This window comes from Vibrio sp. ZF 223, from assembly GCF_003050585.1.
In the GTDB taxonomy this organism is placed as follows: domain Bacteria; phylum Pseudomonadota; class Gammaproteobacteria; order Enterobacterales; family Vibrionaceae; genus Vibrio; species Vibrio crassostreae.
In genome coordinates this window covers 88,901-104,397 of the sequence record NZ_PIGB01000001.1, presented here as the reverse complement: position 1 = coordinate 104,397, position 15,497 = coordinate 88,901, and the positions used below count along the sequence as shown (strand labels likewise).

The 15,497-nt window shown below is 46.8% G+C and carries 20 protein-coding genes; 2 read left to right on the top strand and 18 right to left on the bottom strand.

What is annotated here, in order from left to right:
* Positions 1-3 precede the first annotated feature (3 nt).
* The 7 genes from CWO13_RS00465 to CWO13_RS00435 all read right to left on the bottom strand — a co-directional run bounded on the left by CWO13_RS00465 (position 4) and on the right by CWO13_RS00435 (position 4,873).
* A complete protein-coding gene (locus tag CWO13_RS00465) occupies positions 4-1,140 on the bottom strand; it encodes a phage tail sheath subtilisin-like domain-containing protein (protein ID WP_108082337.1) in 1,137 nt (378 codons plus the stop codon).
* A complete protein-coding gene (locus tag CWO13_RS00460; RefSeq protein ID WP_108082336.1) occupies positions 1,140-1,358 on the bottom strand; it encodes a DUF2635 domain-containing protein in 219 nt (72 codons plus the stop codon). The genes CWO13_RS00465 and CWO13_RS00460 overlap by 1 nt, the downstream gene beginning before the upstream one ends.
* Complete coding sequence (locus tag CWO13_RS00455; RefSeq protein ID WP_108082335.1) at positions 1,358-1,897, bottom strand: phage virion morphogenesis protein; 540 nt, start codon at positions 1,895-1,897, stop codon at positions 1,358-1,360. Before CWO13_RS00455 ends, CWO13_RS00460 begins: the two co-directional genes overlap by 1 nt.
* On the bottom strand, positions 1,894-2,358 hold the full coding sequence (locus CWO13_RS00450) for a phage tail protein (protein WP_102258097.1): 465 nt from the start codon (positions 2,356-2,358) through the stop codon (positions 1,894-1,896). Before CWO13_RS00450 ends, CWO13_RS00455 begins: the two co-directional genes overlap by 4 nt.
* Entirely contained in the window at positions 2,358-2,807 is a 450-nt protein-coding gene (locus CWO13_RS00445; RefSeq protein WP_181359902.1) for a head completion/stabilization protein, read from the bottom strand. The genes CWO13_RS00450 and CWO13_RS00445 overlap by 1 nt, the downstream gene beginning before the upstream one ends.
* A gap of 121 nt (positions 2,808-2,928) precedes the next feature.
* On the bottom strand, positions 2,929-3,993 hold the full coding sequence (locus tag CWO13_RS00440; RefSeq protein ID WP_102363880.1) for a phage major capsid protein, P2 family: 1,065 nt from the start codon (positions 3,991-3,993) through the stop codon (positions 2,929-2,931).
* A gap of 43 nt (positions 3,994-4,036) precedes the next feature.
* Positions 4,037-4,873 carry a GPO family capsid scaffolding protein gene (locus CWO13_RS00435; RefSeq protein WP_108082333.1) on the bottom strand — a complete coding sequence of 279 codons (837 nt, stop codon included), beginning with the start codon at positions 4,871-4,873 and terminating at the stop codon, positions 4,037-4,039.
* A 134-nt stretch (positions 4,874-5,007) separates the two neighbouring features.
* Here CWO13_RS00435 and CWO13_RS00430 point away from each other — a divergent pair, with 134 nt between their 5' ends.
* Together CWO13_RS00430 and CWO13_RS00425 are read left to right on the top strand one after the other, a co-directional pair.
* Positions 5,008-6,759 (top strand): terminase large subunit domain-containing protein, encoded by a 1,752-nt coding sequence (locus CWO13_RS00430; protein ID WP_108082332.1) that lies wholly within the window; start codon positions 5,008-5,010, stop codon positions 6,757-6,759.
* 20 nt (positions 6,760-6,779) lie between these two features.
* Complete coding sequence (locus CWO13_RS00425) at positions 6,780-7,748, top strand: phage portal protein (RefSeq protein WP_108082331.1); 969 nt, start codon at positions 6,780-6,782, stop codon at positions 7,746-7,748.
* A gap of 24 nt (positions 7,749-7,772) precedes the next feature.
* Here the strand turns inward: CWO13_RS00425 and CWO13_RS00420 are convergent, their stop codons facing one another.
* The 11 genes from CWO13_RS00420 to CWO13_RS00370 form a co-directional block, all read right to left on the bottom strand.
* Entirely contained in the window at positions 7,773-8,294 is a 522-nt protein-coding gene (locus CWO13_RS00420; protein WP_108082608.1) for a hypothetical protein, read from the bottom strand.
* 2 nt (positions 8,295-8,296) lie between these two features.
* A complete protein-coding gene (locus CWO13_RS00415; protein ID WP_108082330.1) occupies positions 8,297-8,833 on the bottom strand; it encodes a lysozyme in 537 nt (178 codons plus the stop codon).
* Positions 8,830-9,072 (bottom strand): hypothetical protein, encoded by a 243-nt coding sequence (locus CWO13_RS00410; protein WP_108082329.1) that lies wholly within the window; start codon positions 9,070-9,072, stop codon positions 8,830-8,832. Before CWO13_RS00410 ends, CWO13_RS00415 begins: the two co-directional genes overlap by 4 nt.
* Positions 9,073-9,222: 150 nt before the next feature.
* Complete coding sequence (locus tag CWO13_RS00405) at positions 9,223-9,765, bottom strand: hypothetical protein (RefSeq protein WP_108082328.1); 543 nt, start codon at positions 9,763-9,765, stop codon at positions 9,223-9,225.
* Positions 9,762-10,751, bottom strand: a complete 990-nt coding sequence (locus CWO13_RS00400) for a hypothetical protein (RefSeq protein WP_108082327.1) — start codon at positions 10,749-10,751, stop codon at positions 9,762-9,764. Before CWO13_RS00400 ends, CWO13_RS00405 begins: the two co-directional genes overlap by 4 nt.
* The gene (locus CWO13_RS00395; RefSeq protein ID WP_108082326.1) at positions 10,748-11,278 is read right to left on the bottom strand and encodes a hypothetical protein; all 531 of its coding nucleotides are present in this window, start codon (positions 11,276-11,278) and stop codon (positions 10,748-10,750) included. Before CWO13_RS00395 ends, CWO13_RS00400 begins: the two co-directional genes overlap by 4 nt.
* Complete coding sequence (locus CWO13_RS00390; RefSeq protein WP_108082325.1) at positions 11,260-12,303, bottom strand: baseplate J/gp47 family protein; 1,044 nt, start codon at positions 12,301-12,303, stop codon at positions 11,260-11,262. Before CWO13_RS00390 ends, CWO13_RS00395 begins: the two co-directional genes overlap by 19 nt.
* A complete protein-coding gene (locus tag CWO13_RS00385; protein WP_108082324.1) occupies positions 12,300-12,701 on the bottom strand; it encodes a phage GP46 family protein in 402 nt (133 codons plus the stop codon). The genes CWO13_RS00390 and CWO13_RS00385 overlap by 4 nt, the downstream gene beginning before the upstream one ends.
* Entirely contained in the window at positions 12,698-13,297 is a 600-nt protein-coding gene (locus CWO13_RS00380; protein ID WP_108082323.1) for a phage baseplate assembly protein V, read from the bottom strand. Before CWO13_RS00380 ends, CWO13_RS00385 begins: the two co-directional genes overlap by 4 nt.
* Positions 13,290-14,228: a phage tail protein gene (locus CWO13_RS00375; RefSeq protein ID WP_108082322.1), complete on the bottom strand. Its 939-nt coding sequence runs from the start codon at positions 14,226-14,228 to the stop codon at positions 13,290-13,292. Before CWO13_RS00375 ends, CWO13_RS00380 begins: the two co-directional genes overlap by 8 nt.
* Positions 14,225-15,415: a DNA circularization N-terminal domain-containing protein gene (locus tag CWO13_RS00370; protein WP_108082321.1), complete on the bottom strand. Its 1,191-nt coding sequence runs from the start codon at positions 15,413-15,415 to the stop codon at positions 14,225-14,227. The genes CWO13_RS00375 and CWO13_RS00370 overlap by 4 nt, the downstream gene beginning before the upstream one ends.
* Positions 15,416-15,497 lie beyond the last annotated feature (82 nt).

Below are 15,497 nucleotides of genomic sequence, written 5' to 3'. Positions count from 1 at the left end.
GACTTACTTCCTAAATTGAATTTTGCCTGCAACGATAATCAAACCGTTCACGAACTGCGGTGAATCTTGGTAGTTGACGCGCTGCTTGTTGGTTTCATCGAGCTCGACAATGAGCGACTTTTTGTAGCCATCGAAATCTTGCACGATGCCTTGGTATTCCAAATCTCGATACAAGGTCAACAGCTTGGCTTTGAACATGGTCGGCGTCACAATCGGCTGACCTTTGGCGAACTTGGTTCCGTCTTTCGCTACCTTGTGGCGAGGGTAGACACTTAAGATCAATGAACGCTGTTTCTGACGAAAATACATGGCGGTTGCCGGTGTCATGACATCAAGGTAACTGTTGTCCGTTACGCCAGCTGCGTTTTCCGTGTAAGCGGTAACGGCGCGCTCGACTAACACTTCATTCGCTGAGTTCACCGTGTAGGTACTTAACCCGTCATACAAAAAGAGGTTACGTTCAGCCCAGTCCCATTCTTGTGCTGCCAGAGAGTAAACACCGTTCAACTTGAGCGTTTGCAGGGGTCTACAAGGGTCGATAGCCAGTGAGGGGGCGATTTGACCAACCCATGCGCCAATCGCTGCCGCGTCAGACAGTGGCGCTTCTGCAGAGTCACCCAAGTCATTGATGGGCAGAAAGTTGATCAACGCGCAGTTGCTTGTTGGTGCAAAGGTGATGAGCTCTGCGTGTGTGCCTTTCTTGGGTAGATACGCGATGCCTGGTACTTGCTCTAATGCGCCATATCGCTCTTCAAGAAAAGTCCCTAACTCACGAATGGTGGTGTTGTCGTTCAATGAGCACATGATGTGGTGATATTGAACGTCACCCAATGCGGCTAAGGCGCTTGCGGTATCACTATCTTCAACACTGACCGCAAAGATAGGCATGGTCTTATCTTGTTTACGGAAATAGGTGATCATTTCCACGATGTCGCTATTGGCACCAAACGAAGCTGCCGCAATCGTCTCATCCATACAAAGCGTGACTTTGTTTGGCGCGACCGTTGCGTCACTGACCGCATTACCGATAGCCAAGATAACTTGCAGGTCTTCTGCGCTGTTTGCCAAGCTATTATCAATTTCAATGTAGACACCGGGAACGCGAGCGGTGCTTGGTACTTCAGCAAAACCAATACTCATTATTTAGTTTCCTTTTTGGCTGTGGGCTTGGCTGTTTTATCGATGACCACGATACTTTTTTCAGCGAGTCGACGTAGCCAGTAAGCGTTACGAGGTTTATCTTCACCTGCCGCTTTCAGTGGCTCTCGGGTTGTTGGGTCTTTCACGATTAAACTTGTTTTCGCTGGCTTAATCTTGAAAGTGGGTAGCGCCGTTTTATCTACTTCTTGTTTATCCATTACGCTGCATCCTCTAGTGCAAAGTGTTCCGCTGCCATGGCGAGTAACTCTCGCTCTAGAGCAGGCGTCCAACCAATGAAGGTTCGTTTGGGCATTTGGTAATTGCGCTTGGTTTTCACGCCACCTGTCCATTGACCTGTTTTACTGTTGTAGTGACCATTAACACGTGTCGTAAATGACACTTGAGCGCCTTGGTTATGCTCTTGGCCAATGCGACCAGCGATGCCTTTTAGGCCAACCTCAAAGCTCTCTCCTGAAACGTGAGTTCTTAACGCCTGACCAAAACCAAGCAACATGTTTTTATTGTTAACGGTGTTCTGCGCTTGAGTGCCATCCCATAGTTGGGTTGTCTTTCGCCGCGTTCGGCCTTGGTACGGGTTGTTGTCTATATCTCGCTGAGCGCGAATTTGCTGACGAAAGAACTGCCGTGCTCGGTTGGCCATTCGTTTATTAAGCTCAAACTTATCACTGGCCGTAAGCACTAAACTTTCCACAACTTGAGTCAGTTGTTCAGGCGTCGCGAGTGTTAATTCACTCATGGCAAATCACCTAAGTGGCCGACAAAGTGGACCAATTCACCGAGTTGGTCTTCATCGGCTCGCGCTTCAAAACCACTGACACATTCATAACGGGTATCCCCTTGCTTCCAATTTCCTTGTTCGCTTTCTTGAAGGTCGAACTCTTCACGAATATCAATTTTCAGCTTGAGATCAAACACACCTTTATCGAGAGGCTCTAGCGCGAACGTCGGCATGGGTAAGCCTTTTTCCGCTCGCTCTGGGTCGAACTTATTAAGCCAGCTGACTAAATGCATAAACAAAACTTGCGGCTCTAACTTGGCGCTTTGCAAGAAAACGATGGCGGTGTATTCAATTTCAAATCCATCGACAAAAGCACCTTGTCCACAAAATAAGGCGCCATCCTCCGCCCACACATCCATTTTGGCCGCGTCTGTTACATGGCTTTTAAATAAGTCCGTTAAGCTTTGCAGTGCTTTCATTACACTCTCTCGAAGCAGTAGGTTTCTTCTGCGTGAATTAATATGTCTACCGCTTGGCGGTACTGCACTTCACACTCTTCTTTCTTACTGGTGAGCGCTTCTTGTCTGTCTGCCGCTTCGGCGGTGGCGTCACCACTCATTTGCACGCTAATCAGTTGCGCGGCGGTTAGTGCGAACACAGCCTGCTTGTAAAGTGTTTCGGCAGAGTCATCATCACCAAAGCGTTTTTGGGATAACGCCGTCAAACTAGCAAAAGGCACTAAGGTGTCTTTAAGCTCAGAATGCACTTTGATGCGTGACACCTTCGCGTGATGCAGAATGCCTGCCTCTGTCTCATTGCTTTGGAAATGGTACAGAGACTGAAACTCTGAAATGTTCAGTACTGGGTATTTGCCCGTTGCTGGCAACTCAGATTCATAGCGCTCGTTTTTATCACCGACAAATTCCATGATGTATCCTTATTGGGTTAGGGAATGCAGGCCGACAATCGCGAATAACAGTTAGCACCAAAGCGCACCTGAAATAGCAATAGAGCCTGCATTGAGGGGGTGTTAGTGTTTAGCGGTTGGTTTAATACCAACCCCCGTTAATCCATAGCTTCACGTTCTTGAACTCGATCGCTGCAGCTTTACCTAGCTCTTCAATCACGTAAGCCATGTTCATCGACTCAAAGTTTTCAATTTGGTCTTTGGCGTCGTTCTTCTTACCAACAGAGCGACGAATAGAATCTGTTTGAATGTAGATGGATAGATTGTCGTAACTGGTGACCATGATGCCCGTTGAAGGAAAGCCTGGTACTTTCACAGCAGGCAGACCGCCATAAGAGCCAATGACTTGCAGCTCTTGGATTTTGCCTTTTTCGCTTGGCGTATTACCGTGCGCTTCGTAGAACTTGGCTTTGTCATAGCCAAGTAAGTCAGAGCCAATGATTGCAACTAAGTTACTGTCATCTTCACAAGCAGGGTGAAGCAGCGTTTTTACATTCAATACCGCTAGATCAAGGTTAACGAAATCGCCTTTCTCTTTACCTACTGAACCATCACCGCCTTCACCGATACGAATGACGCTAGAGCCATCAACGATTTCTGAAATCAGACGAGCTGCATTGTGAGCACGCATGGCTTGATACCAGCCAATATTAACGTCTTCACCATGTGGGGATGTCTTACGGTTGGTTGTCTTCTCGACTCGTTCGCCATACCAACCAATGGTGACTTTATTTGAATCAATTTGCTTACGAGTTTCAGTGGACAGGATTCTACTGAAGTTTTTATCATGCGCCCAAGCGTCAACCTTCTCGTAACGAACTGCAGTATCAAAATTGGTTTGTTCGCACATGTATGGCATTGAGTCAGTGCTTGAATGATCTTGAGGTTTACGCTCACCATCACCAGAGGTATCGGTACGGCTAGCAATCATGCCTGTTACACCAAGGCCAATTGCTTCACCTTTTTGGTGCTTAACCGGTACGATGTTGACCTTTCCTAAGAACCAACTCCCCTCTCGGATTTGCGCAATAATCTTTTGCGCGCCATTGGGTGTGACATTGAACTTTTGAGTCGCATCAGTAACATCATTTTGTTCACCGACTTTCTTGATGTAAGCACTCAGTTTTACTTCTGTATTTCTTTCCATTGTTCTGCCTATTTGAATTCGTAAATGGGTGAGCAAGAATGCCTTATAGGTATTGCTCTTCTTCGCCGTCTTGACCTGCTAACTGGCGCTGCTCTTCATCGGTTAGCTTGCTGAGCTTTTCGATTTGACCTGTTAGGCTTTCTACCTGTGAAGACAAAGTCTCTACCTGGTCTTTTAGTTCGGTGACATCCGTACTTTCTTCAGGCTCACCAGGTTGCTCCGGCGGCTTACCATTGGTGTTCAGCTTTTCAACTTGCTCATTTAACTGGCTGAGTTGTTGCTGATTTTCTTTACCTTGCTCAATGCTTTGCTTGAGTAGCTCTTCAAGTTCTTTACTCATGTCGTCTTCTTCCTGTTGTTGTGAGAGCTGCTCAAGTTCACTTTCGCCCTTAAGCCAGCGTTTAAATGTATTGAACATCGAGGCTTCTTCTTCCTCGGTGCTTTTAGAGAGTTGTTCCAAGGTGATTTGAAAGCTCGTTGGAACACACGCTTTATCTTTGCTGTTAGCCGACAATTGAATCTGTGTCGTACCTAACGATGCAGGCTCATCAGTCAGGGCCAATCCGGTCAGGTAGGCTTTCCCTGTGTCAGCAAACTTTTCATAGAACTCACATGAGGTATGTAAAAGCTGGCCTTGCTCAGCCATACGCAAAAGCATTGAGTTTGGTTTCAGTACGGCGAATAGCTTGTCTTCTTTCTTTTCTACAGATAGGACAGAGCCGTACTTGTTACTCCACGGGTAATGGTCTGCATTGATTCGAGCTGTATAAACTTCTGGGTTGTAAGTTTCTGCAATCTCATCAATGATTTTTTGCTCAATGACTCGACCATCAATAGTTGCTCCTGCCTGTAAAATACAAATTAGCTCTGATTGGAACATGCCTAAACTCTCCTAAATTCGATGATTCCAATTTACCCAATGCCTCCGCCTTTTTGTATTTGTCCTAGTTCTAAACGCTTGATATAGAAATCGTTCAAGCTGAGTAATCACAAGCGCTGTAGCACTATGCAAACATGGAAAATAATGTTGTTAGCGAACCGCTATATACCGCCGACCAAACGAAAGCTTTGGGACTGTTTTTACGCCAACGTAAGCCTGCTGAAATTGCAGAAGCGGTTAGCGTAGCCACACGCACGGTTCAAAAATGGATAACTCAGTTTGATTGGAAAACGCTGAGGGATGACGCGCCCGTCGAATTAATGATGAGACAGCGCATTGCTTACTTGATGTGGGTTGACCAAAAGCTTGAGAGCCAAGAGCGTGAGCTCAAGATGTTGCTCGAACAGCAATTCAAACGTGATGAAGCAGAGCAAAGGCGCAACCGACCAGCTAGCCGAAACGATGGCGAGCAAAAGCGTGGTCGTAAGCCAAATAAGACGAAGAACGATGTATCCCACATCACCAAAGAGATGTTGGACGAATATCGCGAGAAAACCTTCTTCGAATACCAAAAGGACATTCATGGCCATAAGCAAAACGATGTGATCAATGAAGTGCGCTTTTACCTTAAATCGCGTCAGATTGGTCTTACGTTCTATTTTGCTTTTGAAGCGTTTGAAGATGCGGTGCTGACTGGCGACAACCAGGTGTTTATCTCTGCGTCGAAAAAGCAGTCGTATATCTTCAAGAACTACATTCGTAAGTTTGCACTAGAGATTGGCGAAGTTGACTTAAAAGGTAAGGACGACATCGAGCTCAGCAATGGCGCGAACCTTGGTTTTATGTCCACCAACGTAGCGACCTCTCAAGGTTTTAACGGCCACATGTATTGGGATGAAGTGTTTTGGATCCCGGGCTTTGCGGATTTAGATAATTACGCGGGCGGTATGTCGATGCAATCGCAGTTCCGCACCACTTATATTTCAACACCTTCCACCATGGCCCATGAAGCCTACCCAAAATGGCAAGGCAAGAAAGAGCACGGCATTGATATAAGCCACAAGGCGCTAAAAGCCGGCGCTTTGGGTGTTGATTTTATCTTCCGTCAAATGATCACGGTGGATGATGCGATTAAGAAAGGCGCGACTTTCTTCAACATGGATAAGCTCAAGCGTAAATATCCGGTTAAAGAGATTTTCGACAACCTACTGCGTTGTAAGTTTTTGGACGACAGCGCTTCATTCTTCTCACTGAAAGCACTACTGGCGTGTAAGGCAGACAGTTCACTTTGGAAAGATGTCGACCACGAGAAAGCAAGGCCAGTGGGTAACACAGAAGTTTTGGTTGGTTATGATCCAAGAGGTGGCGGTACGGGTGAAAGCTCGGATGATGCGGGCTTAGTGGTGGCGTTGAAGCCTAGACGCAAAGGCGGCGTGTTCCGATTTATTGAGCGGGTTCGCCTTAAAGGCTCCAGCTATGAGCAACAAGCCGACACCATTCGCGGCATTACTGAGAAATACAATGTGGTGTACATGGCCATGGATACCAGTGGCGTAGGCTCGGCTACCGCTGAGCTGGTTCGTAAGTTTTACCCAGCTCTGGTCGAGCTAGATTACTCACCCGAAGTGAAACGACTGATGGCCTACAAGTCGAGAGAAATCATTAACAGTGGCCGCTTACAGTTTGAAGCAGAATGGGATGATCTCGTTCACTCGTTCTTAATGATTCGCCAGCAAACCACTAAGGTGAGTAACCAAATCACCTTTGTTTCCAACCGCAGCAAAATTGGTTCTCATGCCGATTTAGCATGGGCTTCGATGCATGTAATGCGTTGGGAGCCGATTGATATAAACAATGACACCAACACCAGTGTCGAGTTCTTCTAGCCTAATTTTGGAGAGGCCAAGTGATAGAGATTGAATTTTCTAACCCCGTGAGCGTGATGAACAGCGACATTCTCAGCTATTTAGAAGTGGCGTTGGTTGATGGTTTATACGAACCACCGATTGCACTCGACACCTTAGCCAAGGCACTGCGCACGAACCCGATGCATTCGAGTGCGATTGAGTTTAAGCGCAATACGTTAATGCATGCCATTGCGCTGAGTGGATTACTCTCACGCCAAGATGCAAAGCGCTTTATTCAAGACTACCTCACTTTTGGCGGTGCTCACCTTCAGGTGATTCGTGATTACAGAGGTTTAGGCGAAGTCATTAAGCTCAAGCACTTACCGACACTTTACATGCGTAGGCGTGAAGACTTGGGTTGGACGTATAAACCAAGAGCTTACGATGATGAAGGGCGTATTAATTACAAACCTAATCAAGTGTTCTATTTGGGTGATTATGACGTTGCTCAAGAGCTGTATGGTTTGCCGAGTCACATTAGCTCTTTGACGTCTATCTGGCTGAACGATGATGCCACCTTGTTTCGTCGTCAGTACTACCGTAACGGTAACCATGCTGGTTACTTGTTGTATATGAATGAGCCAACCATGACAGAGAAACAAGAAAAGGCCATTAAGAAGCAGCTGCAAGCTCAAGAAGGGATGGCGTTTAAAAACTTGTTTGTGAATGCCAAAGGTAAGGACACCAAAGCCCCAGAGCTCAAACCAATTGGTCAGGTGGAGGCCAAAGACTCTTACAAAGAAGTGAAGAACCAAACCATGAACGAGGTGCTTTCGGTTCACCGTGTGCCAATCGAGTTGATGAGCATTCGACGTGAGAGTATTACGTCACTCGATTTGAACAAGGTCGATTGGCTGTTCCACAAGAACGAACTGCTACCGCTCATTGATATGATGCAAGAGTTGAATGATGTTGTGGGGCAACCGATCATTACCCCTAAAGAATATAAACGTTTGGATGCGGCTTAGTATTGAGTACTGAAAGGTTTATCTTTATTGCAGCTTGTGTTGAAGCTGCGCTCTTATCCAAGTTTGTAGTGATAAGAGCTTCTGAGCATTTTCAGCACAGGTTTGCAGGTTTGCTACATCTTCGGCTAAGACTTCGGCGTCTCGCTCGTAACCTGTAGCGGTTTTGGCGGTACCATCAGGGACGGTGGAGGGTTGCTGAATACCGATTGCTCGATTATGCGCTCGCACTGATTGGGCGCGGATGTGCATCCATTCAGCATCATTAACAACGCACTGCTTATTATTGTTCTTTTGAGCATACTTGATCACCTCTTTTTCTATCTCTCGAAATTCAATTCGAATATCAGGCTTTTGGTTCGCAAGCTTCACGGCGAGCTGAAAAGCCTCGTTTTGTTTTTGCTCTACTTTGTCCCATAGGACATTTTGCGCTTTTAAGGCTTTCACCTCAGTGGTGGTTACGCCGTAGTCATACGAACAATAAGCAACACCGCTAAGAACGGCAGCACAGGCGATGGCTTTAAACAAAGTTAGATATTGGTTTAACATGATCACCATCCACTCAAACAAACGTCTTTTTCTTTGGTTCTGCGTTTAGGAATGCCGGCACAGTTGCTTTGCTTGAGTCGGCAGTCTTTACCATTCACAAACACCCATCTTGGGTACTCGTTACATGCTCCTACATGATCACCTCGGTTGAACTTCTTCAGTAAGGTGGAGCGTGTAAAGTTGCCTGCGCCAAGGTTAAATACAAAGCTCACCATCATGTCGTATTCACCTTGGCTAGCGGTTTGAGTTATGTGCTTGTTTACCACTCGCTCAGCAGTTGCGATATCTTCAACGAAATATTCAGCCGCTTGTTGTTCGGTGATCACTATGTCTGGGGTGACGCTTTGGGCGTGCCCAAGTCCAGCTGTCCAAACATCGGCACTGCATTGGTAGGGTTTGAGTCTGCAACCTTCTTCATTCGCGACATGGCTGAGGCCTTGCTCACTGGTACTAAGCTCTGAATCAATGGTAAAAACAATGGCAAGAACGGAGGCAACAGAGCACGCCACCGCCTGTATCGTTTTAGTTTTTATACTCATGCCTTACCATCCTCATGAGAGCTCAGTTTATCAAGCTGTGCCTGGTTGAGTTTGGTCGCTACTGCATAGTGACGAATGGCCATAATACCGGCGCCAATACCAACCGCAACAGACACAACTTGGAGTACGTCATTCACACCAAAACTTAATAGGGTTGCACTAACGGAGGCTAAGATTTTCTTTAGGCCTGTGACATCGAGTAGTGATACGACGAGTGCCTTTGCCTCTGATTCATTCATTGATTTCTCTCTTATGGCTAATTGATTTGTTGCCCCATAAGCAGTGTATCTCGTTGAGTTTTAAAGGGGACTGATGGCATTTCTAGTGGAGAGATATAGAAGTTCAGAGAGCAGGAAGAGAAAACCCAGCATAGGAACTGGGTTTGGTCGTTAGTTGGCAGGTGGTGTTGGCCATGGGGTTTCGGTTTGGATTTTGTCACGGGCAGCTAAGGCTTGAGCCTCTATTGCTCGTGCGTCATCTTCAAAACCCTGTAGGCGTTTGATGTTGGCTTCAGCAAACAAGGGGTCGCACACTTGAACGTATTGACTACGGCGAACGTTATCGACTTGGTCATACTCAGCAATATATTTATCACTTTCGTTCGTTACCCAAGCATCGTTAACCCACACCTCCCATTGCGTTGATGGTTTTTTAAACGTGTATTCGTCTGACACTAAAGAAGCATCGGCAAATACTTTCGGCTCCTGAGTTTTCTTATGGTAAGCCGTCACTTGAATTGGCTTTAGCTCAACAAGCCATTTCTGATTCTTGACATCATACTTGGCTTGTTCGGCTTCTTCGTCAAAAACTGGTTTAGCAACCCAAGTAGAAAACTGAGGCAAGATATATTCATCATATCCAGCCACTTTATGGATTTGACTCTCACCCTGATAAATGAAGGTTTTGTAATCGTAGTGATAAGCTATTCTCATTGCATCCAGCCTCGGTGAATTTTAATCGAAAGGTTTGCTGTGTATGGACGGTTTTCATTCGCTACTTCCATAACTCTCGATAAATCAAAAATAGCGTTCCTTCCTGCATAGCGATACCCACCGCCAACACCATCTAGATTGGGGTATCTAGTTTCAGAATCAGTGGTAACTGAGAATACACCATCACCTGAAACAGACAGTTTAGTTGAATGATCATCATCACCAGCCCATAGGCGGCCAGTAACATTCCTCATGGCATCATTTTGAGTTGTACCATGATTTATACCATTTAGAGCACCCCGTACAAAATGTCCTAAATGATGATTTGGCAGAGTAAAAGTGGTTGCCCCATCGCCATCACCAAACTTCATAGCATGAGTCATTGGATCGGCGTCTTTTGTTGCTTGTCCGATTACCATTCCAGCAGCCATCGCATAATCCCAAAGCAGTTTATCGGTAGTCCTCGATAGCTCTCCGCCTTTTAGGTCAATCCAAGCGGGCTTTTCTCCGGAATGATGAAACTCTCCTATCATTCCCACCATGTTTGCTAGTGCCGCTTTAATCGGCGCTAGGTGTAGCTCATTCAATTCAGTTTCAGTGACAAACTCACTGTGTTTGAAAATAACTTGCCCAGCTTCACCTGAAACGGCTGCTTTGAGTGTGACCATACCGCCAATGCCTTTCGGTAAGGAGACTTTGGGTGTCGAGCACTCGATCACGGCTTGATTGCTGCTATCAAGTACATGGATTTGATGCAGGTACTCATCAAAGTGCATCTCAATTGGCAGATTTAAGATAAAGGTTAAAACGCCATTGTCATCGTAGTAACTGGTTTCAATAGTGTCCTCGTAGAATGAATACAATGATTCACTTGGTGCGTCATGGGTTAACGCACCAATGAGCCGATACTTGGTTACAGTATTTTTCAGCTCACCGTTTAAAATATCTATTCCGTGCTGAGTCGGAATAGCTTGCAGTGTGCTCATTCGGTGTCTCCTATTTCAAGTTGCCAAGTTATGGCGGTGCAGCACAGAAAGGGGGCTTCAGTTTCTAATTCAAGCTGAGAGCTAAACTCTGGCTTCATAGTTAAGGCAGTAGCCAGTTCAAATTGTGTCTTCGCATCAAACGGATAATTCCAATGAAACTCGGTGTGCGGCAGTCGCTTTTCTTCTAACGCTTTAAAGGCCGCGTCATTGCTGTAGCTATACAGGTCTATTTTGATGAGGTTTGGGCTTGCGACCTCGTCATACACGACACCGTTTGAACCCATCGTCATCAAGAGCCGTTGATAGTCTGAAATCTTCCAGCCAAATTGTTGCTCTTCAAACTCAGTCAGTAGCGACAACTCAATCTCGTCATGGGTTTGCTTGAAGTCTTTGGCAATACCTTTAATGGTGCTGGCAAGCTCTAGGTTCTCGGTGTCTTGCCAATATTCGCCTTTGGGTAATAGCCCACGATAGGCGACTTCAAAATCACCGGCACTGTATTCAATAATTAAGTCGGAGGTGTCCACGTCACGCCTCCTAATACATGTATCTGATTGTTATCAATGGCGACTTCTCCAACTGGAGAGCGAACAATAAAGTTGTTGGTCACGGTAGAGATAGTTAAGACAATTTCTGTGTTGGTGATGGATTCCGGCTTTTGAGTTGTCGGCTCGATGTTGCCCATTTTCTCTTTCACTAAGTTTTCGAGTGCCGTGACCACATCGTCTCGTACATCTTGGTCTTCAATACCTTGGATCTCGATATTGAGTGGCACTTGCTCTGGTAGGTGAGCAAATGGGTGGCAACCTGCAAGCCGATTTTGTTCAAACGTGTTTTGCACTAACTTGACCACTTCAGCGTTTAACGTTGGGTTGTTTTCTCGCGCACCGATATACACTTCCACCATGCCTCGCTGTGGGATGTTATCAAGCGCCCAAGCAAAATCCACATCCGAGTGAGCCGATACCGCCCACACTTCGTAATCCGCCGCTTTGCCAATCAGCTCGTTCTTTTCAAATGCTACGATGACACGCGCTCGCCAGTGTTCTAATTCTTCAATATTAGCGCCTCCGCCAATGCCAAGTGAAAGCACACGGTTTGGGTCAATACCGCTTAGTCCTTCGCTTAACGTAAGCACCGCACCTTCGGAAAGATTACTATCTACGCCAGATTCAAGTGCAATGACATCAACGGGGACGTTGCTGTATTGTTCTTTGGTGGTTTCGTACTCGTGGTTGGCATGCGTTAAACGGGTGCCTTTCTTGATCACCACCGTGCCACCAAGTTCAGTGAACTGGACTCGACCCGTTGCGAACGTGGGCAGTAATCTAGGGGCTTTATGACGATTGGCGTGTAGGTATAACCACTCTTCAGAGCAAGTCTCTGGATGTAGCTGCCTAAAGAGCAAATCTTGATAACCATATTGCCCATAGCTAACGCCAGCAATGGCAGCGGCTATCGCTTTGGTCGCAGGGTTATTTTGCCCCGTTTCAGATACCAGATTGGCTTCCGCGCGAGCAATCAGACTATCTAGGCTTCGTTGTGTACTCATTGGTTAACCTCTGAAAGTGGAACATCAAACTGAGATCCATCGGTTAGGGTGATCATCACATTGCGACCCATTTGGTTTGGCTTCTCTCGCCATACTGAGACTTCAACTGCTTTGGCGTGGCCGTCGGTAATGAGCCAAGCGAGCGACTCTTCACAAAACCGTTTAGCGAGGCTTAACGTTTCGTCTGTGAGCTTTGCTCGCTTGAGCGTCCAATCACGAGAGCCGACCACGTTTATCAACTCATTGCTCCAAGTGCCGCCGCGCTCATTGCTTGCCATACGGGCGCGATCGTTTTGAGTCGATTCGGCATAGTTATAAACACTCTGCAGAACAGCATGGGTTAATCCCTCTTTAGAGTTGAGTGGTGCCGTCAGGGCGGTTAAATTGAAATGGCTCATCCTTTGTTTGGCTCCTTGGTGGTTCTGGTTGTCCCGTCGTCTGTGTAGTCGTGGTCATGCTTTTCAACTTTGACACCGCCGAACGTACCGGACGCGCCACCCACAGAACCGGTGACATTAGCATTCTTCGTGACTTTCAAATTGCCACCTATTTCTACATCACCGGAAAACGTGGACTTAGGGGCAGTAACGTTCACAGCTGTTGCGTTCACTGTGGTTTCTTGCGCCGATATCACTTCTAACTTTGCACAGGCGTTTATTTTGATGCCTTGCTGCGTGAAATGAACAAGGTTGCCTTTGTCGTCAAGTATCGCGACTTCACCAGGCTGCAAATCTATTTGATGGCGTTCGTCTTCTACGTTCACGGTGATGCCGCGAGATGTGGTTCCACCAATGAACAGGTTGTAAGTTTTCGCCCCTGGTAATGGACGGCTCATAAACCCGTAGTTGTGCACGCGTTTTATCTTGTCGTTGGTTCGACCTGTTGCGGTTTTAATTTGTAATCGGCCTGTGGTGGCACCTGTGACTGTGCCGGTGCCAATCACGTTTTTGATTCTGGCCATTAATCGCTGTTGTTGCTGCAGAGCACTAGACATAGCTTTGCTCCTTAAACGGTCTAAACAACTCAATCGAAGTTTCCGTAGAGCTTTCAGACACTGATAGGCCAAGCGACTTGATCACCAACATTTCACTAAAGCTTTGCTCTTGGTCTGCCACTCGAATCACTCGGTTTAACCCATCAATGGCCAACTCAGGGAAGATGTCGGCAATCGTGCTTGATGCAGTCAGGCTTTGAGCAATGGCAAGGTTGCGCTCGTATCTAGCGCGAGACAGGCAAGCTTCACGGTTTTGTAATTGGTCACAGGTGATCACCATAGTGCGTGAACTATCGACGTTTGGATTGATGACCTGTGCGCTTGCGTCATCCCACTGGCCTTGCACATCAATGGTGTGAAATTGCTGATTGAAGGTGCGCTTGATGTTCAGGCTGTCGATGTTGTTGCCCGTTTCTAGACCGATATTGCTGATAGTTGCATGCGCGGTGTTTTCAATGATCAACACGCCATTGCGCTCAACCAACATAAAGCCTTGCTCTCGAATCAATTGCGCCACGTTCTCTACGGGTGATTCTGCATTTATCTGAAACTCAGGGATGACCGGCATACTCTTCACCAGGCTTTTCACTTTCAAACCAAATGGCTTGGCGATATGACGAAGTAGCTCTTCCACGTTCAAGTTATAAAGTGCATCCATCGTGATGCGTGAATCAATCATGTTGGCACTCTTCGAGCGGCCAGAAATGGAAACAGCGTGAGCGCTTGAATCGGTATTGGAATCCACACCATCAACCTGACCAATCAGAATAGATTTATCGTTAAGGAAGAACTCGACCGATAACGGGCTTTCAATACTCATAGGCTCAATTGAGCAACTGAACGTGTGGGCCAGCTGTTCAATGGAGTAGTTGAGATTCGCTTGATAGAGGGCACGCTGCTTGCCATCGATGTGCATCGTTAGCGTGTTCATGACACATCCCTCACGGCGATGTCACCACGAATGAAAAGCGGGTGCTGCAGTGCATTCATTTTCGTGATGACTTTTTCTTGAGTGAACTCATCGTGTGCAATCGTCAGCGCAGATTGAAAGCGTGGTGACTGCACCGTTCTATGGGGCGCAGTACCGCTGACCACCTTATCTTGCTGAACCTTCACATTGCTTTTCAATGTCGTGACTGCGTCGAATAGCTCAATGCTTTCAAGCGTCGACACCTGGGTGGTCTCTTTGATGCGCTCTTCGATACCGACAATCAAAGTAGACAGATCACTCTTGATGGTTTCAGGCTGCTTAGCCGATTGCGTAATATCAAAGCGGTCGCCTTTCTCTAGGTGCGTGATGTCTTTGTTCATCTTCACCGCGCCCGTCACCATTTGTACATTGTGGTGCTGAGTTGGCGTGTCCGGTTTGACTTCATTTAACAGCAAAGCTTGAGCACTGCGCGAGTTGTCTACCGCTTCATTGCTTGAGCTTGGCTCAGCTTGAACACCATCGGCCACCGCATCCACAGACGTAGAAAACAGATCTGCGAACTCAGTTGGGTTAGTGCTGAGGCTACTCACTGCCGAGAATGCTTTATTGATGGCGTAGTTAATGTCTTGAAGGTTTTCATCTTCGAGGTTCAAACGGTTGGTGATGTCGACCAACACGTTCAATGAGCTGGTGACATCACTCTGAACCCTATGAATATCCGATACATCCAAGCCGTTTACTTCTTTTACGAAAGAACGTTTCGACAAGCTTTCGACTATGTTGGCCTGCGTTTTTGTACGAACGGAAATCGGTGCAGTGATTGAAGGGGAAGAGCCAGCGCGAGCAAACTTCAGGCTCAGCGTGACTAAGCCTTTCTTGGTACTGATGCTTTGGGATACGTCTTCAAAGACAAGCGGCAGCTCACCCAACCAAGGATGCTCTAGCTCACCCGTTGGTTTTGCTTCTAGGTTTTCCATGAGGGCATTGGCATCAGCCAGAGAACTGGAGCCAACGAACACCGCTTCAATTGTGTAGGTACGGGCTTTTGTTCCCATGACTTTGATGTGTGGTAGGTCCGCGTAGGGGATTTCGCTCACTTGCAAGCGCTTACCACCATCAAAGGCGGTCGAGAGGATGTTGAGCTTAAGCCCATTCCATCTAGCGTGCTCGTACTGTCGTTCCCACATCAAAAAGCCACCAACTACAGAAGAAAATCAGAATTAGGCAGCGAGAATAAAATGAGTGATGGAGTAGGGCGCTCAGGCCCTG